This is a genomic window from Cedecea neteri (assembly GCF_000758305.1).
GTDB classification, from domain to species: Bacteria; Pseudomonadota; Gammaproteobacteria; order Enterobacterales; family Enterobacteriaceae; genus Cedecea; species Cedecea neteri_C.
Map to the genome: position 1 here is coordinate 1,252,318 of NZ_CP009458.1, position 19,957 is coordinate 1,272,274.

The 19,957-nt window shown below is 53.3% G+C and carries 17 protein-coding genes; 13 read left to right on the forward strand and 4 right to left on the reverse strand.

Annotation, left to right across the window (positions count from 1 at the left end; all coding sequences use genetic code 11):
• Positions 1-10 precede the first annotated feature (10 nt).
• The 3 genes from LH23_RS05860 (at position 11) to ilvA (ending at position 4,411) form a co-directional block, all read left to right on the forward strand.
• On the forward strand, positions 11-940 hold the full coding sequence (locus LH23_RS05860; protein WP_039289201.1) for a branched-chain amino acid transaminase: 930 nt from the start codon (positions 11-13) through the stop codon (positions 938-940).
• 73 nt (positions 941-1,013) lie between these two features.
• Positions 1,014-2,864 (forward strand): dihydroxy-acid dehydratase, encoded by a 1,851-nt coding sequence (ilvD, locus tag LH23_RS05865; protein ID WP_039289202.1) that lies wholly within the window; start codon positions 1,014-1,016, stop codon positions 2,862-2,864.
• 2 nt (positions 2,865-2,866) lie between these two features.
• Positions 2,867-4,411 (forward strand): threonine ammonia-lyase, biosynthetic, encoded by a 1,545-nt coding sequence (gene ilvA, locus LH23_RS05870; protein WP_039289203.1) that lies wholly within the window; start codon positions 2,867-2,869, stop codon positions 4,409-4,411.
• On the opposite strand, the gene ilvY is transcribed toward ilvA, so the two are convergent.
• Positions 4,408-5,301: an HTH-type transcriptional activator IlvY gene (gene ilvY / locus LH23_RS05875; RefSeq protein ID WP_039289204.1), complete on the reverse strand. Its 894-nt coding sequence runs from the start codon at positions 5,299-5,301 to the stop codon at positions 4,408-4,410. The genes ilvA and ilvY overlap by 4 nt on opposite strands.
• 165 nt (positions 5,302-5,466) lie before the next feature.
• Between ilvY and ilvC the strand changes: the two genes are divergently transcribed.
• The 3 genes from ilvC to LH23_RS05890 all read left to right on the forward strand — a co-directional run bounded on the left by ilvC (position 5,467) and on the right by LH23_RS05890 (position 7,846).
• Positions 5,467-6,942, forward strand: a complete 1,476-nt coding sequence (ilvC, locus tag LH23_RS05880; protein ID WP_008455576.1) for a ketol-acid reductoisomerase — start codon at positions 5,467-5,469, stop codon at positions 6,940-6,942.
• Between the two features lie 89 nt (positions 6,943-7,031).
• Positions 7,032-7,472: an Rrf2 family transcriptional regulator gene (locus LH23_RS05885; protein WP_039289205.1), complete on the forward strand. Its 441-nt coding sequence runs from the start codon at positions 7,032-7,034 to the stop codon at positions 7,470-7,472.
• Positions 7,469-7,846, forward strand: a complete 378-nt coding sequence (locus LH23_RS05890) for a hypothetical protein (protein WP_039289206.1) — start codon at positions 7,469-7,471, stop codon at positions 7,844-7,846. Before LH23_RS05885 ends, LH23_RS05890 begins: the two co-directional genes overlap by 4 nt.
• A 28-nt stretch (positions 7,847-7,874) precedes the next feature.
• On the opposite strand, the gene ppiC is transcribed toward LH23_RS05890, so the two are convergent.
• The gene (gene ppiC / locus LH23_RS05895) at positions 7,875-8,156 is read right to left on the reverse strand and encodes a peptidylprolyl isomerase PpiC (protein WP_039289207.1); all 282 of its coding nucleotides are present in this window, start codon (positions 8,154-8,156) and stop codon (positions 7,875-7,877) included.
• A gap of 83 nt (positions 8,157-8,239) precedes the next feature.
• On the opposite strand from ppiC, the gene rep reads away from it, so the two are divergent.
• Positions 8,240-10,261: a DNA helicase Rep gene (gene rep, locus LH23_RS05900; protein ID WP_039289208.1), complete on the forward strand. Its 2,022-nt coding sequence runs from the start codon at positions 8,240-8,242 to the stop codon at positions 10,259-10,261.
• A 1-nt stretch (position 10,262) separates the two neighbouring features.
• Here the strand turns inward: rep and gppA are convergent, their stop codons facing one another.
• Complete coding sequence (gene gppA, locus LH23_RS05905) at positions 10,263-11,747, reverse strand: guanosine-5'-triphosphate,3'-diphosphate diphosphatase (protein WP_039296409.1); 1,485 nt, start codon at positions 11,745-11,747, stop codon at positions 10,263-10,265.
• Positions 11,748-11,754: 7 nt separating this feature from the next.
• Complete coding sequence (gene rhlB, locus LH23_RS05910; protein ID WP_008455563.1) at positions 11,755-13,023, reverse strand: ATP-dependent RNA helicase RhlB; 1,269 nt, start codon at positions 13,021-13,023, stop codon at positions 11,755-11,757.
• Between the two features lie 131 nt (positions 13,024-13,154).
• Between rhlB and trxA the strand changes: the two genes are divergently transcribed.
• The 6 genes from trxA (at position 13,155) to wecC (ending at position 19,952) form a co-directional block, all read left to right on the forward strand.
• On the forward strand, positions 13,155-13,484 hold the full coding sequence (gene trxA / locus LH23_RS05915) for a thioredoxin TrxA (RefSeq protein ID WP_008455560.1): 330 nt from the start codon (positions 13,155-13,157) through the stop codon (positions 13,482-13,484).
• Positions 13,485-13,845: 361 nt separating this feature from the next.
• Positions 13,846-15,105 carry a transcription termination factor Rho gene (rho, locus tag LH23_RS05920; RefSeq protein ID WP_008455558.1) on the forward strand — a complete coding sequence of 420 codons (1,260 nt, stop codon included), beginning with the start codon at positions 13,846-13,848 and terminating at the stop codon, positions 15,103-15,105.
• Between the two features lie 235 nt (positions 15,106-15,340).
• Positions 15,341-16,432 (forward strand): UDP-N-acetylglucosamine--undecaprenyl-phosphate N-acetylglucosaminephosphotransferase, encoded by a 1,092-nt coding sequence (gene wecA / locus LH23_RS05925; RefSeq protein WP_039289209.1) that lies wholly within the window; start codon positions 15,341-15,343, stop codon positions 16,430-16,432.
• Positions 16,433-16,454: 22 nt separating this feature from the next.
• Entirely contained in the window at positions 16,455-17,501 is a 1,047-nt protein-coding gene (wzzE, locus tag LH23_RS05930) for an ECA polysaccharide chain length modulation protein (RefSeq protein ID WP_039289210.1), read from the forward strand.
• A 61-nt stretch (positions 17,502-17,562) separates the two neighbouring features.
• Complete coding sequence (gene wecB / locus LH23_RS05935) at positions 17,563-18,693, forward strand: non-hydrolyzing UDP-N-acetylglucosamine 2-epimerase (RefSeq protein WP_039296412.1); 1,131 nt, start codon at positions 17,563-17,565, stop codon at positions 18,691-18,693.
• The gene (gene wecC / locus LH23_RS05940; protein ID WP_039289211.1) at positions 18,690-19,952 is read left to right on the forward strand and encodes a UDP-N-acetyl-D-mannosamine dehydrogenase; all 1,263 of its coding nucleotides are present in this window, start codon (positions 18,690-18,692) and stop codon (positions 19,950-19,952) included. The genes wecB and wecC overlap by 4 nt, the downstream gene beginning before the upstream one ends.
• The last annotated feature ends 5 nt before the right edge of the window (positions 19,953-19,957 follow it).

Below are 19,957 nucleotides of genomic sequence, written 5' to 3' on the forward strand. Positions count from 1 at the left end.
GAAGAGAACAATGACGACCAAGAAAGCTGATTACATCTGGTTCAATGGCGAGATGACTCCGTGGGGAGAAGCGAAAGTTCACGTAATGTCCCACGCGTTGCACTACGGTACTTCGGTCTTTGAAGGTATCCGTTGCTATGACTCGCACAAAGGGCCAGTGGTGTTCCGTCATCGTGAACACATGCAGCGCTTGCGTGACTCAGCAAAAATCTATCGCTTCCCGGTATCGCAAAGTGTTGATGAGCTGATGGAAGCCTGCCGCGCGGTTATCCGTAAAAACAACCTCACCAGCGCTTACATCCGCCCTCTGGTCTTTGTTGGCGACGTAGGCATGGGCGTTAACCCGCCGGAAGGGTACACCACCGACGTGATCATTGCGGCCTTCCCGTGGGGCGCTTATCTGGGCGCTGAAGCGCTGGATCAGGGGATTGATGCAATGGTCTCTTCCTGGAACCGCGCGGCACCAAACACCATTCCTACCGCGGCAAAAGCGGGCGGTAACTACCTTTCTTCTCTGCTGGTCGGCAGCGAAGCACGCCGCCACGGCTATCAGGAAGGGATTGCGCTCGATGTGAACGGCTTCCTGTCCGAGGGCGCGGGCGAAAACCTGTTCGAAGTGAAAGATGGCGTGATTTACACCCCTCCATTCACCTCTTCAGCACTGCCGGGCATTACCCGTGATGCAATTATCAAGCTGGCAAAAGACCTGGGCATTGAAGTCCGTGAGCAGGTGCTTTCGCGAGAATCTCTGTACCTGGCCGACGAAGTCTTTATGTCCGGTACCGCCGCAGAAATCACCCCGGTACGCAGCGTAGACCGCATTCAGGTGGGCGAGGGTCGCTGTGGCCCGGTCACCAAACGTATTCAACAGGCATTCTTTGGCTTGTTCACTGGCGAAACCGAAGACAAGTGGGGCTGGTTGGATCAGGTAAACCCATAAGTCTTAAACAAAAATATAACCAGGCGGGCGGCAACTGACCGCCTGCTACCCGACAGACTGGAGTAAATAAAGCATGCCTAAGTATCGTTCCGCCACTACAACCCACGGCCGCAATATGGCGGGTGCCCGCGCCCTGTGGCGCGCAACGGGGATGACCGACGCCGATTTTGGCAAACCGATCATTGCGGTCGTCAACTCCTTTACTCAATTCGTACCGGGCCACGTTCACCTGCGCGATCTGGGTAAACTGGTTGCCGAGCAAATCGAAGCCTCCGGCGGCGTAGCGAAAGAGTTCAACACCATTGCGGTGGATGACGGTATCGCGATGGGGCATGGCGGCATGCTCTATTCCCTGCCGTCCCGCGAGCTGATTGCCGACTCGGTTGAGTACATGGTGAACGCCCACTGCGCCGATGCCATGGTCTGTATCTCCAACTGCGACAAAATCACCCCAGGGATGCTGATGGCCTCTCTGCGCCTGAACATTCCGGTGATCTTCGTTTCAGGCGGCCCGATGGAAGCCGGGAAAACCAAACTTTCCGACCAGATCATCAAGCTGGACCTGGTTGATGCGATGATTCAGGGTGCAGACCCGAAAGTTTCTGACGAGCAAAGCGAGCAAGTTGAACGCTCCGCGTGTCCAACGTGCGGCTCTTGTTCAGGGATGTTCACCGCCAACTCCATGAACTGCCTGACCGAAGCGCTGGGTCTGTCTCAGCCGGGCAACGGTTCACTACTGGCGACGCACGCCGACCGCAAAGAACTGTTCCTGAACGCAGGTAAACGCATTGTTGAACTGACCAAGCGTTACTACGAGCAGGATGATGCCACCGCACTGCCGCGTAGCATCGCCAGCAAAGAGGCGTTCGAAAACGCCATGACGCTGGATATCGCCATGGGCGGCTCTACTAACACCGTTCTGCACCTGTTGGCCGCCGCGCAAGAAGCTGAAATCGATTTCACCATGACCGACATTGACCAGCTGTCCCGCAAGGTTCCGCAGCTGTGTAAAGTTGCGCCAAGCACCCAGAAATACCATATGGAAGACGTGCACCGTGCTGGTGGCGTGCTCGGTATTCTCGGCGAGCTGGATCGCGCCGGGTTGCTCAATCGCGAAGTGAAAAACGTGCTTGGCCTTTCCCTGCCGCAGACGCTGGAACAATACGATGTAATGCTGACCAAAGACGAAGCGGTGAAAACCATGTTCCGCGCGGGTCCGGCGGGTATTCGTACTACCCAGGCTTTCTCGCAGAGCTGCCGCTGGGACACGCTGGATGACGATCGTGCTAACGGCTGTATTCGCTCACTGGAAAATGCCTACAGCAAAGACGGCGGCCTGGCCGTCCTGTACGGCAACTTCGCGGAAAATGGCTGTATTGTTAAAACCGCGGGCGTGGATGAAGGTAGCCTGGTATTCCGTGGCCCGGCCAAAGTTTATGAAAGCCAGGACGATGCGGTAGAAGCCATCCTCGGCGGCAAAGTGGTTGCGGGTGACGTGGTTGTTATTCGCTACGAAGGGCCAAAAGGCGGGCCTGGCATGCAGGAAATGCTTTATCCAACCACCTTCCTGAAATCTATGGGACTGGGCAAAGCCTGCGCGCTGGTCACCGATGGCCGTTTCTCCGGCGGGACCTCGGGTCTGTCGATCGGCCACGTTTCTCCGGAAGCAGCTAGCGGCGGCAATATTGCTCTGATTGAAGACGGCGACATGATTGCCATTGATATCCCTAATCGCGGTATTCAACTGCAGCTTACCGATCAGGAAATGGCGGCACGTCGTGAAGCGCAGGAAGCTCGCGGTGATGCAGCCTGGACTCCTCGCAATCGTGAACGTCAGGTGTCCTTCGCTCTGCGCGCTTACGCCAGCCTCGCCACCAGTGCGGATAAAGGCGCCGTGCGTGATAAAAGCAAGCTTGGAGGCTAATTATGGCTGAGTCACAACCGCTACCCGATGCCCCCGGCGGAGCCGAGTATCTGCGCGCGGTATTGCGTGCGCCGGTTTACGAAGTCGTGCAGGTAACGCCGCTGCAGAAAATGGAAAAGCTTTCTTCGCGCCTTGATAATGTCATTCTGGTTAAGCGTGAAGATCGTCAGCCAGTGCACAGCTTCAAGCTGCGCGGGGCGTATTCGATGATTGCAGGCCTGAACAGCGAGCAAAAAGCCTGTGGCGTGATCACCGCTTCTGCGGGAAACCATGCGCAGGGCGTGGCGCTTTCGTCCACGCGTTTGGGTATTAAGTCGCTGATCGTTATGCCTGTGGCTACTGCAGATATCAAAGTCGATGCTGTGCGGGCCTTCGGAGGCGAAGTGTTGCTGCATGGCGCGAATTTCGATGAGGCAAAAGCCAAAGCCATCGAACTTTCTCAGCAGCAAGGTTTCACCTACGTGCCTCCGTTTGACCACCCGGCTGTCATCGCCGGGCAGGGTACGGTTGCGCTGGAACTGCTGCAGCAGGATGCGCATATCGATCGCGTATTCGTGCCGGTTGGCGGCGGTGGCCTGGCGGCTGGCGTAGCGGTTCTGATCAAGCAACTGATGCCGCAAATCAAAGTGATTGCGGTTGAAGCCGAAGATTCTGCCTGTCTCAAAGCAGCACTGGATGCCGGGCACCCGGTTGAGCTGCCGCGCGTGGGGCTGTTTGCCGAAGGCGTTGCGGTTAAGCGTATCGGCGACGAAACCTTCCGCGTATGCCAGGAATACCTGGATGACATCATCACCGTGGACAGCGACGCTATCTGCGCGGCGATGAAGGATTTGTTCGAGGACGTGCGTGCTGTCGCCGAGCCTTCCGGGGCGCTGGCGCTGGCGGGGATGAAAAAGTACGTCCAGCAGCACAACATTCGTGGTGAACGCCTGGCGCATGTGTTGTCTGGCGCAAACGTGAATTTCCACGGGCTACGTTATGTCTCTGAGCGCTGTGAACTGGGCGAGCAGAGGGAAGCGTTGCTGGCGGTCACTATTCCCGAGCAAAAAGGCAGCTTCCTGAAGTTCTGCCAACTGCTGGGCGGTCGCTCGGTTACCGAGTTTAACTACCGCTACGCCAGTTCTGACGATGCCTGCATTTTTGTTGGGGTGCGTCTGACTCGCGGGCTGGAAGAGCGTAAAGAGATCATCGCTCAGCTCAGTGAAGGCGGCTACGGCGTGGTCGATCTCTCTGACGACGAAATGGCGAAGCTGCATGTTCGCTACATGGTGGGCGGCCGGCCGTCGAAACCGCTGCGCGAACGGTTGTACAGCTTTGAGTTCCCTGAATCACCAGGGGCGCTGCTGAAGTTCTTGAGTACGCTGGGAACGCACTGGAACATTTCTCTGTTCCACTACCGCAGCCACGGCACTGACTACGGGCGAGTTCTGGCGGCGTTTGAGTTGGGTGAAAATGAGCCGGACTTCGAAACCCGGCTCAACGAACTGGGTTACGAATGTCACGACGAAACCCAAAACCCGGCGTTCCGCTTCTTCCTGGCCGGTTAATGGCTGCCGGGTAGAAGCTTCCAGAACGCGCTGATAAGCGGCTCATTGAGCCGCTTTTTTTGTACGCAAACGCCCAGTTCAAACGGGGCTTTCTCATCGTTACGTTCCAGAACCAGCACGCGGTTGCGCACCGGTTCCGGGCTGTTTTCCAGCACGATTTCCGGGATCAGCGCGACCCCACATCCCAGCGCCACCATTGACACCATGGCTTCGTGGCCAGCGACGGTGGCATAGATCACCGGGTTACTGATTTTCTGGCGGCGGAACCACAGTTCGATACGGCGGCGAACAGGCCCCTGTTCGGGCATGATAAACGGAATTTTGGCCCAGTCTGGCTCCGGCTGGCTTACCTGCGCCCTGACAGGGCAAGGCAAAGCGGGGGCGATCAAGGCCACGGATAAATTTTCCAGCATTGAGAAAGCCACGCCAGGCGGAAGGGATTCTGGTTTTCCGGCGATCGCCAGGTCGGCTTCATTGGAATCAACTTTTTCTACCGCATCCGCGGCGTCGCCTGTGGTCAGCTTAATTTCAACGGAAGGATGTTCAGCCCGGAAGCGGTCCAGAATGGGCGGCAAATGGCTGTATGCGGCGGTCACCGAGCAAAACAGATGCAGCTCTCCACTCAGGGAAGGGCCTTGCTGGCCAAGCGTGTGGCGCATCTGCTGATATTGCAGCAGCGTGTGCTGGGCAAACTGCCGTAATTGCTCACCGGCTTCAGTTAGCGTTACGGTGCGGTTATCACGCAAAAACAGAGGTTGCCCGAGGTCGTCCTCCAGACGCTGGATTTGACGCGAAAGCGTGGAGGGGCTGACGTGCATGGCGCGTGCGCTACGCCCAAAATGGCGGCTTTCGGCCAGGTGCAGAAAGGTTTTCAGATCGCGTAAATCCATGGTCATCAAGCCTCGTTTTTGCATTGCAATAATCGCAACGCGACGTTGTTAATATATCAATTTAAGCAACGCATTTCCTGTCATATAGTGGGTTCATTCTAGGCAGCACGACACGGCTGCAGAGCCCTTACAATAAGCACAACACGACACATACGGAGTTCTACGATGGCTAATTATTTCAACACTTTGAACCTGCGTCAGCAGTTAGCGCAGTTGGGTAAATGTCGCTTCATGGGGCGCGATGAATTCGCCGATGAAGCAAGCTACCTCAAAGGTAAAAAAGTCGTCATCGTCGGCTGCGGTGCTCAGGGCCTTAACCAGGGTCTGAACATGCGCGACTCCGGGCTGGATGTTTCCTATGCCCTGCGTGCGGAAGCTATCGCCGAGAAGCGTGCTTCCTGGCGTAAAGCGACTGAAAACGGCTTCAAAGTGGGTACTTACGAAGAGCTGATCCCGCAGGCGGATCTGGTTGTTAACCTGACGCCAGACAAACAGCACTCTTCCGTTGTTCAGGCCGTACAGCCGATGATGAAAGACGGCGCAGCGCTGGGCTACTCCCACGGTTTCAACGTGGTTGAAGTCGGCGAAACCATTCGTAAAGACATCACCGTGGTGATGGTAGCACCTAAGTGCCCGGGCACCGAAGTGCGCGAAGAATACAAACGTGGTTTTGGTGTGCCAACGCTTATCGCAGTTCACCCTGAAAACGATCCGAAAGGCGAAGGCATGGCGATTGCCAAAGCCTGGGCTGCGGCCACCGGTGGCCACCGTGCGGGCGTGCTGGAGTCTTCCTTCGTTGCGGAAGTGAAATCTGACCTGATGGGCGAGCAGACTATTCTGTGCGGTATGCTACAGGCCGGTTCTCTGCTGTGCTTCGACAAGCTGGTGGCAGAGGGTACTGATGCTGCATATGCAGAAAAACTGATTCAGTTCGGCTGGGAAACCATCACCGAAGCGCTGAAACAGGGTGGGATCACGCTGATGATGGACCGTCTGTCCAACCCGGCAAAAATCCGCGCTAACGCGCTGTCCGAGCAGCTGAAAACCATCATGGCTCCGCTGTTCCAGAAACACATGGATGACATCATCTCCGGTGAGTTCTCCTCCGGCATGATGGCTGACTGGGCTAACGACGATAAGAAACTGCATACCTGGCGTGAAGAGACCGGCCAGACTGCTTTCGAAACTGCACCGCAGTTTGAAGGCAAGATTTCCGAGCAGGAATACTTCGACAAAGGCGTGGTGATGATCGCCATGGTGAAAGCGGGCGTTGAGCTGGCCTTCGAAACCATGGTTGACGCTGGCATCATCGAAGAGTCGGCATACTATGAGTCCCTGCACGAGTTGCCGCTGATTGCTAACACCATTGCTCGTAAGCGCCTGTACGAAATGAACGTGGTTATTTCTGATACCGCTGAGTACGGTAACTATCTGTTCTCCTACGCAGCTGTTCCGCTGCTGAAAGAGTTCATGACCACGCTGCAGCCAGGCGATCTGGGTAAAGAGATCCCAGCCGCTGCGGTAGACAACGCTCAGCTTCGTGACGTCAATGAAGCCATTCGCAGCCACGAAATCGAAAAAGTGGGTCAAAAACTGCGTGGCTACATGACCGACATGAAACGCATCGCCGTTGCTGGTTAATGTGTTTTTGAAATGAAAAAGGCGCTTCGGCGCCTTTTTTTGTGCCCGTTATCTTGCCGTCTCTCTTTTTATGTAATATCGTAAGTTACATGAAAATAAATAACTCCTTCTCAGCAACTTTGCACATCCTGCTTCATCTGGAGCAGATGGACAAACCGCTCACATCGGAACAAATGGCCGCCTTTATCGACGGCAATCCGGCGTTTATTCGTAAAGTGCTCGCCGGTCTGCGCGAGAACAACATCGTCTGTTCAACCAAAGGCCATCACGGCGGCTGGAGGCTCTGCCGCCCGGCCAGCGAAGTGACGCTGCTGGATATTTATCTGGCCCTGGGATCGCCGGGTCTGTTTGCGCTAGGTAACCGTAATGAAAACCCGCAATGCCTGGTGGAGCAGGGAGTCAATCGCGTGATGTCCGAGACGTTTACCGCCGCTGAAGAGCTGGTACTGGCGCGATTTAAAAGCCTGACATTGCAAGATATCGGGAGCGAATTTATTCGCTATTTCAATGAAAAGGGGAACGAGGAATGATTTCAACCTTAACCACGGATCTGCCAGTTTGTCTGATGATCGCCCTGGCCGCCGCCAGTATTTCGATGACGATAACCCAAACTGAACTGTTTGCAGGGTTGCGCAGCTGGACGGCGAAAAAGCATGCGATGCTGGGGCATCTCTTCCAGTGTTTCTACTGCCTTAGCCACTGGGTGGTGTTTGCCGGAATGCTGATTTACCGCCCCTATTTACTGCACAGCGGGATGCCGGTGATCGACTGGATTATGACGGCGTTTATTACCCTCACGCTGACCACTTTCGTCAACGGCATTATTTTCAAAGTGTTCCAGATGGCGGTCGGCACACATTTGCTGAAACATGAAGCCCAGCAGACGCTGCAGTCGACAAAATAAAGAAAGGCCGGATATCCCGGCCTTTTACTTAGTTACGGTACAGTACCTTGATGATGTGGTAGCCGAACTGAGTATGCAGTGGGCCATAAGGCTCCAGCAGTGGGCAGGAAAAGACCACTTTATCGAATGCAGGAACCATCTGTCCCTGACGGAATTCACCTAAATGGCCGCCTTTTTTGCCGGACGGGCAGGTAGAGTGCTTCTTCGCCAGTTTCTCGAAGTCGCCGCCGTTTTTAAGCTGCTCCAGAAGGTCCTGAGCCAGTTTTTCTTCCTTTACAAGGATATGCAGTGCTGCTGCGGTTTTTGCCATGATAGTGCCTTGAGTCATGTTGATTACGCTCGCTATACTACCACGCTGTTTTTGTCCCCTCCTGACTTTCATTGAGTGACCGTATGCGTTTAAACCCTGGCCAACAACAAGCCGTCGAATTTGTCACCGGACCCTGCCTGGTTTTGGCCGGAGCTGGCTCGGGTAAAACGCGCGTTATCACCAATAAGATTGCGCATCTGATTCGCGAAAGTGGCTATCAGGCGCGCCAGATCGCAGCGGTAACCTTTACCAATAAGGCCGCCCGCGAAATGAAAGAGCGCGTTTCGCAGACGCTGGGGCGCAAAGAGGCTCGCGGGTTGATGATCTCGACTTTCCACACGCTGGGGCTGGAGATTATCAAGCGTGAATATGCTGCGTTGGGGATGAAATCTAATTTCTCGTTGTTTGACGATACCGATCAGACCGCACTGCTAAAAGAGCTAACTGAAGGCCTGTTAGAAAACGATAAGGTGCTGCTCCAACAGCTGATCTCGACGATTTCCAACTGGAAGAACGGCTTGTTGTCTCCGGCACAGGCCGCCGCGCAGGCGAAGGGCGAACGGGATCGTATTTTTGCCCATTGCTACGGCCTTTACGACACGCACCTGAAGTCCTGCAACGTGCTGGATTTTGACGATCTGATTTTGCTGCCAACGCTGCTGCTGCAGCGTAATGCAGAAGTTAGGGAGCGCTGGCAAAACCGTATTCGCTATCTGCTGGTGGACGAATACCAGGATACCAACACCAGCCAGTATGAGCTGGTGAAACTGCTGGTTGGCGCGCGGGCTCGCTTTACCGTTGTAGGTGACGATGACCAATCCATTTATTCGTGGCGTGGCGCGAATCCGCAGAACCTGGTTCTGCTGAGCAAAGATTTTCCGGCGCTGCAGGTGATCAAGCTTGAGCAGAACTACCGCTCGTCCCGCCGGATTTTGAATGCGGCCAATATTCTGATCGCTAACAATCCGCACGTTTTTGAGAAGCGGCTTTTCTCTGAACTTGAACACGGCGCAGAATTGAAGGTCGTGACGGCGAATCATGAAGAGCATGAGGCCGAACGCGTTACCGGCGAACTGATCGCCCACCACTTTATTAATAAAACTAACTATAAAGATTACGCGATTCTGTACCGCGGCAATCACCAGTCGCGGGTGTTCGAAAAGATGCTGATGCAAAACCGCATCCCGTATCGCATCTCCGGCGGCACTTCATTTTTCTCGCGTCCGGAGATTAAAGATCTGCTTGCCTACCTGCGGGTGCTGACGAACCCGGATGATGACAGTGCATTTCTACGTATTGTGAACACACCCAAACGTGAAATTGGCCCGGCAACGCTGCAAAAGCTTGGCGAGTGGGCGATGCAGCGCAATAAAGGCCTGTTCACCGCCAGCTTTGATATGGGACTAAGTCAGACGCTCAGCGGGCGCGGTCTTGATGCGTTGCAGCGTTTTACCCACTGGCTGCGGGACGTGGCTGCGCTTGCCGAGCGCGAACCGGTGGCTGCCGTGCGAGATCTTATCCACGGCATCGACTATGAAAGCTGGCTGTATGAAACCTCACCCAGCCCGAAAGCCGCCGAAATGCGGATGAAAAACGTTAACCAGCTTTTCAGCTGGATGACCGAGATGCTTGAAGGCAACGACCTGAATGAGCCGATGACGTTAATCCAGGTAGTAACGCGTTTTACCCTGCGCGACATGATGGAGCGTGGTGAAAGCGAAGAAGAGGCCGATCAGGTTCAGTTGATGACCCTGCATGCTTCTAAGGGCCTGGAATTCCCCTATGTCTATCTTGTCGGCATGGAAGAAGGGATCCTGCCGCATCAAAGCAGCATCGACGAAGATAACGTGGATGAAGAGCGCCGCCTGGCTTACGTGGGAATTACTCGGGCGCAAAAAGAGCTGACGTTTACGCTGTGCCGGGAACGCCGGCAGTATGGTGAGCTGGTGCGCCCTGAACCAAGCCGGTTTCTGCTGGAGCTGCCACAGGACGATTTAAGCTGGGAAACTGAGCGTAAAGTGGTTTCTGCCGAAGAGCGGATGCAAAAAGGACAAAGTAATGTGGCCAACATCCGTGAGATGCTGGCCAAAGCGCGTAAAAGCTAGATTAATTGACGCTGAGCGGCCAGTGAACGTAGCTCTGCCACAGTTTTTCCTGTTCCAGCAGCTCGGCACCGAGAGGGTGACAGGCAAGCCAGGTGTCGGGCAATGCCAGATGCAGCGTTTCGCCGTCGGCCTGCAGTTTAATCTCGGGCAGGATATCGTCCCGGCGGCGGTTGGCGAAAATAATCGCCAGGCGTAACAGGCGGCAGAGTCTTTCCGCCACGCGCGGCGGGACAGCGTTTTGCTGGTGGAGCGAAGAGAGATCGACAGGATTGGTCTGATTAAGCAGTAGCGTTGCCAGCAATTTCTTCTGCGCGGGCGTATAGCCCGGCAAATCCAGGTTTCTCACCAGATAGGCCGCATGCTGCGGGGCATGTTTAAAATCGATGCTCAAGCCAATTTCATGCAGCAGAGCGCTGCTTGCCAACATTTGCTGACTGAGGGGATCCAGCCCCCAGGGCTCGGCGATTTGCGAAGCAAAATTCTGCGCAAGCTGCTCCACGCGAGCCGCCTGGCTGGTATCTACCATAAAACGGCGCTGGACGTTACGCAGCGTTCTCTGGCGAATCTCCTGGTCAACCGCAAGATGCAGCATCCCGTAGACCAAACCTTCACGCAGCGCGCCACCGGCAAGCGTCATGCATTCAATATCAAGCTGTTGGAAGATAGCGATGAGAATGGCCAGGCCGCTCGGGAAAACCAGCGCCCGCTCCAGCGTGAGTCCTTCAATTTCCAGCTCTTCCAGCCGGCCACACTGAATTGCTCGCTGCTTTAGCTGCTGCAGTTTTGCCAGGGTAATACGTTCGTCCATTCCCTGCGCCATCATGATTTCCTGCAGCGCCTGCACGGTACCTGAAGCGCCGACACAAATCTTCCAGCCGTGGTTTTTAAGCTCGGCAATGACCGGGCTGAGTACTTCTGCAGCTGCCGCTTCTGCAGCCGCGAAGTTCTCCTGAGCAAGATTTCTGTCGCTAAAGAAACGCTCCAGCCACGTGACACAGCCCATTGAGAGGCTGAATAACGAGGTTGTCTGCGCCCCGGTGCCCGTTACCAGTTCGGTACTGGCGCCACCGATATCAACCACCAGACGGCGATCGTCGCCCCCGGTCGTGTGGGCAACGCCCTGATAAATCAGGCGGGCTTCTTCTTCACCGCGAATCACCTGGACCGGGCAGCCGAGGATTTCCTGCGCCTTTTGCAAAAAAACATCGGCATTAACGGCGAGACGCAGCGTGGCTGTAGCCACAACGCGAATTTGATTCTGAGGGATATCCTGAAGGCGTTCGGCAAATAAGCGTAGGCATTGCCAGCCACGTTCCATGGCTTCCGGAGAGAGAACGCACTCGCTGTTGAGGCCAGCAGCGAGGCGGACTTTTCGCTTAATGCGGGTCAGGGTTTGTATGCTTCCTGCCACCTCACGCACAACCAACATATGAAAACTGTTAGAACCCAGATCAATTGCTGCATAGAGTGAGGCGGTGCTTAGCATAGATTTTTTAACCTGCGCGACGACGATTACCACGAGGAGCGCCACCGCGGCGTGGACCGTTGCCTGGGCGGCTGCGGGTCAGACGTTTTGGCGGTGGGAACTCATTTAACAGTGCTTCAGCGTTATATTTGCTCACCGGAATGGCGTGGCCAATATAGGTTTCGATTGCCGACAGGTTCAGGGCGTAATCTTCGCATGCGAGGCTGATCGAATGACCGCTTGCCCCGGCACGACCGGTACGACCAATACGGTGGACGTAGTCTTCGCAGTCGTCCGGCAAATCGTAGTTGAAGACGTGAGTAACGGCTGGAATATGCAGGCCACGAGCCGCAACGTCAGTTGCAACCAGAATATCCAGATCGCCACGGGTAAACTCTTCCAGGATGCGCAGGCGTTTTTTCTGTGCGACATCACCCGTTAACAGCCCAACGCGATGACCATCAGCGGCCAGATGGCCCCAGATATCTTCACAGCGGTGTTTGGTGTTCGCGAAGATGATGGCGCGGTCTGGCCATTCTTCTTCGAGCAGCGTTTGCAGCAGACGCATTTTCTCTTCGTTAGAAGGATAGAAAAGCTCTTCTTTAATGCGGTGACCCGTTCTCTGCTCGGGCTCAACTTCCACATATTCCGCGTTGTTCATCTGCTCGAAAGCCAGTTCACGTACGCGGTAGGAAAGTGTGGCTGAGAACAGCATATTCAGGCGCTGAGTGACCGGCGGCATGCGGCGGAACAGCCAACGAATATCTTTAATAAAGCCGAGATCGTACATGCGATCGGCTTCATCCAGGACCACAACCTGAATCGCGCCCAGGTTAATGTGATTTTGTTTGGCGTAGTCAATCAGTCGGCCGGTGGTACCGATCAAAATATCGACGCCGCTTTCCAGCACTTTCAGCTGTTTGTCATAGCCGTCGCCACCATAGGCAAGGCCAAGCTTCAGGCCAGTCGCCTGAGCTAACGGTTCCGCATCAGAGTGAATCTGTACCGCTAATTCGCGGGTTGGCGCCATAATCAAGGCGCGTGGTTGATTCACCTGACGGTTCTCTGGAACCGGGTGAGAAAGTAAATAGTGGAACGTGGACGTCAGAAACGCCATCGTTTTGCCTGTACCGGTTTGCGCCTGCCCTGCAACGTCACGATTCGCCAGAGTCAGCGGAAGTGCCAGTGCCTGAATTGGGGTGCAGTTATGGAACCCTTTATTTTCAAGGGCTTCAATCACCTTAGGGTGCAGGGCGAAGTCGGAAAACTTCTTTTCGGTCAAATGTGTTTTGCTCATAGTGTGGTAGAATATCAGTTTACTATTGCTTTACGAAAGCACATCCGTTGAAATAAACCGGGTGAAATAAAGTCACCCCAAGTTGGTTAATGCTACACCAACAAGGTAGACATAATCCTGTGGAGTTGAACATGAGCGATAAAATTATTCACCTGACTGACGGCAGTTTCGACACGGACGTGCTTCAAGCTGAAGGGTTGATTCTGGTTGATTTCTGGGCAGAGTGGTGTGGTCCGTGTAAAATGATCGCCCCGATTCTCGACGAGATCGCTGATGAATATCAGGGCAAAATCACCGTAGCTAAGCTGAACATCGACCAGAACCCGGGTACGGCGCCGAAGTACGGCATCCGTGGTATCCCAACCCTGTTGCTGTTCAAAAATGGCGAAGTCGCTGCGACCAAAGTAGGCGCGCTGTCTAAAGGCCAGTTAAAAGAGTTCCTCGACGCTAATCTGGCATAATGGAATCTCAGCCGGTGCGTGCCGCATTTGCATTTTTTTGCGAGCTGCTGGACGCCCGGCGTCACACATGCTAAGTTACCTATGACTTCGCTTTAAACTTGCCCTTAAGTTTGAATCTTTGTAATACCTTAATGCTTCCCGTTCGCTGTCAAATCAACTCTCTTTTACAGCAATCACAACGGACGCATAACCGAATTCGGGCTTATCACCCATTCCGTCTTGTCGTTTCAGTTCTGCGTTTTTCCTATGACCAGGCAGCGATCAGACATGTGTGGTAGCCACTAAACAGGCACGGATGACCCTGCCATACCATTCACGAAACTAAGTTCGAGATTTACCCCGAGTTTAAGAACCCACCATTATGAATCTTACCGAATTAAAGAATACGCCGGTTTCTGAGCTGATTACTCTCGGCGAAAATATGGGGCTGGAAAACCAAGCCCGCATGCGCAAGCAGGACATCATTTTCTCCATCCTGAAGCAACACGCTAAGAGTGGCGAAGATATCTTTGGTGACGGTGTGCTGGAGATACTGCAGGATGGATTTGGTTTCCTCCGCTCCGCAGACAGCTCCTACCTCGCCGGTCCCGACGACATCTACGTTTCTCCCAGCCAAATCCGCCGTTTCAACCTCCGCACAGGGGATACCATCTCCGGTAAGATTCGTCCGCCAAAAGAAGGCGAACGCTACTTTGCGCTGCTGAAGGTTAACGAAGTTAACTACGATAAGCCGGAAAACGCCCGTAGCAAGATTCTGTTCGAAAACTTAACGCCTCTGCATGCAAACTCTCGTCTGCGTATGGAGCGTGGTAACGGTTCTACCGAAGACTTAACCGCTCGTGTACTGGATCTGGCATCACCAATTGGTCGCGGCCAGCGTGGCCTGATCGTGGCACCGCCAAAAGCCGGTAAAACCATGCTGCTGCAGAACATCGCGCAGAGCATTGCTTATAACCATCCTGACTGTGTACTGATGGTGCTGCTGATCGACGAACGTCCAGAGGAAGTGACCGAGATGCAGCGTCTGGTTAAAGGTGAGGTTGTTGCTTCTACCTTTGACGAACCGGCTTCTCGCCACGTTCAGGTTGCCGAAATGGTTATCGAGAAAGCGAAACGTCTGGTTGAACATAAGAAAGACGTTATTATTCTGCTCGATTCCATCACTCGTCTGGCGCGTGCCTATAACACCGTTGTGCCAGCATCCGGTAAAGTTCTGACCGGTGGTGTGGACGCAAACGCCCTGCATCGTCCAAAACGTTTCTTCGGTGCTGCACGTAACGTGGAAGAGGGCGGTAGCCTGACTATTATCGCCACCGCGCTTATCGATACCGGCTCTAAAATGGATGAAGTCATCTACGAAGAGTTTAAAGGCACCGGTAACATGGAACTGCATCTGTCCCGTAAGATCGCTGAAAAACGCGTCTTCCCGGCCATCGATTACAACCGTTCCGGTACGCGTAAAGAAGAGCTGCTCACCACGCAGGAAGAGCTGCAGAAAATGTGGATCTTGCGCAAAATCATTCACCCGATGGGCGAAATTGATGCGATGGAGTTCCTCATCAACAAGTTGGCGATGACCAAAACCAACGATGACTTCTTCGACATGATGAAGCGCTCGTAAGCAACAAAAACTCGGGGAACGCCACGCTTAGTCGTGGCGTTTTTCTTTTCTGCTAGATACGATATACAGACGATGAATGTATTGGCTATCGTTATCTTTTCAAAATTCCTTTTGCCATGGAAACAATCCATCGCTAACGGTTTGTTCAGGGAGGAATTATGTTTAATCTCTTCGGGACAGTTGCATATTTTTACTATGCTGACTTTGCCCATAAATCTTGCAGAGACCTTTCACTGTGAATTTAGTCACCGCCGGAACTGACTTGCTCCTAATTTTCATCTTTACTACCGCCTTTTTATTCATTGCACGCAAGGTAGCGAAGAGAATTGGCCTTGTTGATAAACCGAATTTCCGTAAGCGCCACCAGGGGTTGATTCCCCTGGTTGGTGGGATCTCTGTTTACGCAGGTATTTGCTTTTCTTTCATACTCGGGAAGTACTACATCCCCCACGGCTGGCTTTATTTAACCTGTGCAGGCGTCCTTGTTCTGATCGGTGCACTTGATGATCGTTTTGATGTAAGAGTGAAGATTCGAGCGTCAATTCAGGCAGTTATCGGCATCGTAATGATGTTCTATGGCAATCTGCATCTCAGTAGTTTGGGTTATATATTTGGTTCATGGGAACTGGTACTGGGCCCATTTGGTTATTTCCTGACGCTATTCGCCGTGTGGGCAGCGATCAACGCCTTCAATATGGTTGATGGCATTGATGGCTTACTCGGTGGCCTATCTTCTGTTTCGTTTGCTGCGATCGGCATCATTCTGTTCTTTGATGGTCAGTACAGCCTCGCGATGTGGTGCTTTGCCATGATCGTTGCCATCCTGCCATACATTCTGCTTAACCTTGGTGTGCTTGGACGTCGTTATAAAGTCTTTATGGGAGACGCCGGCAGCACACTAATCGGTTTTACCATTATCTGGATCTTACTGGAAACGACGCAGGGGCAAACACATGCAATAAGCCCGGTGACTGCGTTATGGATCATTGCGATTCCGTTGATGGACATGATAGCAATTATGTATCGTCGCCTGCGCAAAGGCATGAGTCCATTCTCCCCCGATCGACAGCATATTCATCATTTGATCATGCGCGCTGGGTTTACTTCAAGACAGGCGTTTGTGCTGATCACCCTTGCCGCAGCGTTACTCGCTGCCATTGGTGTTACTGCTGAGTATCTACATTTTATTCCAGAGTGGGTGATGTTGGCATTATTCTTGCTAGCATTCGTGCTATACGATTTTTGTATTAAGCGGGCCTGGAAAGTGGCGCGTTTTATCAGGCGTCATAAACGTCGTGTTCGCAGAAACAACAACGTAAACATTTAGTCTGACTTGAATTGGGGAAGCGATGAAAGAGCATGTGCCAGGTAATTACCCGGTAGTGGAGAACGAGCTGGATATTCGCGGCTTGTTTCGCACGCTGTGGCAGGGCAAATTCTGGATTATCGGAATCGCCTTTGTGTTTGCCCTTATTGCGCTGATTTACACCTTCTTAGCGAAACAAGAGTGGAGTGCAACGGCGATCACCGACCGCCCGACAGTCAATATGCTGGGGGGTTACTATTCTCAGCAGCAGTTTCTGCGCAACCTCGATGTAAAAGCCAATATGGCGACGACAGATCAGCCTTCGGTCATGGATGAAGCGTACAAAGAATTCATCGTACAGCTTTCAGCCTATGATACCCGCAGGGATTTCTGGCTACAGACGGATTACTACAAGCAGCGCCAGGTGGGGAATAGCAAAGCCGATGCCGCACTGTTGGATGAGATCGTCGATAATATCCAGTACACGCCGGGCGACAGCGCTCGTAACATCAGCGATAGCGTAAAGCTGGTGGCTGAAACTGCCGCTGATGCCAATAACCTTTTGCGGCAATATGTCGCCTTTGCCAGCCAGCGTGCAGCTAGCCATTTAAATGAAGAGCTTACAGGTGCCTGGGCTGCGCGTACCGTTCAGATGAAAGCGCAGGTAAAACGGCAGGAAGCCGTGGCGAATTCTATCTACGATCGCAAAATCAAAAGCATTGAGCAGGCACTAAAAGTTGCTCAACAGCAAAATATCACCCGCAGCGAAACGAACGTTCCTGCAGAAGAACTTCCGGATTCAGAAATGTTCATGCTGGGTCGTCCTATGTTGCAGGCGCGCCTGGAAAGCCTCCAGGCCGTAGGGCCTGATTTTGATATCGATTACGATCAAAACCGGGCGATGTTAAATACGCTGAATGTTGGGCCGACAGTCGATGTTCGTTTCCAGACCTACCGCTATTTACGCACGCCGGAAGAGCCAGTTAAGCGTGATAGCCCTCGTCGTGCGTTCTTGCTGATTATGTGGGGTGCGGTTGGGGCGCTTATTGGTGCTGGCGTAGCGTTAGCTCGCCGTCAAAAGACAGCGTAAGCCCTTTCCTGGTGGAGGAGCGATGGAATGTCTCCACCTTATTCAACATAAGAGAATCACCGTGAAAGTATTAACCGTTTTTGGCACGCGCCCGGAAGCTATTAAAATGGCGCCGTTGGTAGATGCGTTGGCAAAAGACGCGTTTTTTGACGCGAAAGTATGTGTAACGGCGCAGCATCGTGAGATGCTGGATCAGGTATTACACCTTTTTTCCATTACGCCGGACTTTGACTTAAATATCATGAAGCCGGGGCAGGGCTTGACGGAAATTACCTGCCGTATTCTGGAAGGGCTAAAGCCTATTTTGGAATCCTTTAAGCCGGATGTTGTTTTGGTCCATGGCGATACCACTACTACTGTTGCGGCGAGCCTTGCTGCTTTCTATCAGCGGATCCCTGTCGGGCACGTTGAGGCAGGATTGCGCACTGGCGATCTGTACTCCCCATGGCCGGAGGAAGCAAACCGTACTTTAACCGGACATCTTGCTTCCTGGCATTTTGCGCCGACGGAAAATTCGCGTCAGAACCTGCTAAAAGAAAATATCAGCGAAGAAAAAATTTTTGTGACCGGCAACAGTGTGATTGACGCGTTACTTTCCGTCCGCGATCGGGTCCTGGCTCAAGAAAACGTGCGTCAGGACATCGCGGCGAAACACCCTTTCCTTGATGCCAGTAAAAAAATGATTCTGGTTACCGGGCACCGTCGGGAAAGTTTTGGTGATGGTTTTGAGCGTATTTGCCGCGCGCTGGCAAGAATTGCCGCGCAAAACAGCGATGTGCAGATAGTGTATCCGGTTCACCTGAATCCAAACGTCAGTGAGCCTGTGAGGCGTATTTTGGGGCATATCGAAAATGTGATTTTGATTGAGCCTCAAGAATATCTGCCCTTTGTTTATCTCATGAACCACGCATGGCTTATTTTGACGGATTCCGGTGGGATTCAGGAAGAAGCGCCTTCTCTTGGGAAGCCCGTTTTGGTGATGCGCGAAACTACTGAGCGTCCTGAAGCCGTTGCCGCAGGTACCGTACGGTTAGTGGGGACCGACGAAGAGAGAATTGTCGCCGAAGTCACCCAACTGCTCCGTAATGAGCATGAATATAATGCGATGAGCCGTGCCCATAACCCTTACGGCGATGGCGAGGCCTGCAGCCGTATTTTAAATGCCTTAAAACAAAATCAGGTGAAATTATGAATTTTTCCACCATCTCCGTAATTGGTCTTGGCTACATTGGCCTACCGACCGCTGCCGCGTTTGCTTCTCGTCAACGTAAAGTGATTGGCGTGGATATTAATCAGCGAGCGGTGGATACCATCAATCGGGGTGAAATTCACATTATTGAGCCTGATTTAGACAAAGTAGTGAAATCTGCCGTTGATGCTGGCTACCTGAGCGCCACCGTGCAGCCCGTTGAGGCTGATGCTTATCTTATTGCTGTGCCAACCCCTTTTAAAGGCGATCATGAACCGGACATGGTTTATGTGAAATCTGCAGCAGAATCCATTGCACCTGTCCTGAAAAAAGGGGCGCTGGTCGTGCTTGAGTCAACTTCTCCCGTCGGCGCGACTGAGCAAATGGCGGAATGGCTGGCTGCTTTGCGTCCGGATTTGAGTTTCCCTCAACAAGCGGGAGAGCAGGCGGATATCAATATCGCCTATTGCCCGGAGCGCGTTTTACCGGGGCAGGTGATGGTTGAACTGATCAAAAACGACCGCGTTGTTGGCGGTATGACGCCGGTATGTTCTGCTCGTGCGAGCGAGCTGTATAACATTTTCCTCGAAGGCGAATGCGTTATTACCAACTCTCGCACGGCCGAAATGTGCAAGCTCACGGAAAACAGCTTTCGTGATGTCAATATCGCCTTTGCCAACGAACTCTCCCTGATCTGTGCAGATCAGGGAATCAACGTCTGGGAATTGATTCGCCTTGCCAATCGCCATCCACGCGTGAATGTGCTGCAGCCAGGGCCGGGTGTCGGAGGGCACTGCATCGCGGTAGACCCATGGTTCATCGTATCGCAGAACCCTGAACAAGCCCGTCTTATCCGCACTGCTCGTGAAGTGAATGACGGCAAGCCTTTGTGGGTGATAAACCAGGTTAAGGCCGCGATAGCCGATTGCCTGGCTGAAACAGGCCGCCGGACCAGCGAGCTGACGATTGCCTGCTTTGGGCTTGCCTTTAAGCCGAACATTGACGATTTGCGTGAAAGCCCGGCAATGGAAATTGCTGAGCTGTTGGCCGAGTGGCACGGCGGTAAAACGCTGGTCGTCGAACCTAATATCCACACGCTACCGGCGAAGCTCGCTGGTCACTGCGAATTAACCTCGCTGGAAGCAGCCCTTAGCCAGGCTGATGTGCTGGTGATGTTAGTTGACCATAACGAATTTAAAGCTGTCCCGGCTGACAAAGTGCGTCAGCCGTGGATTGTCGATACCAAAGGTGTTTGGCGGTAACTGAC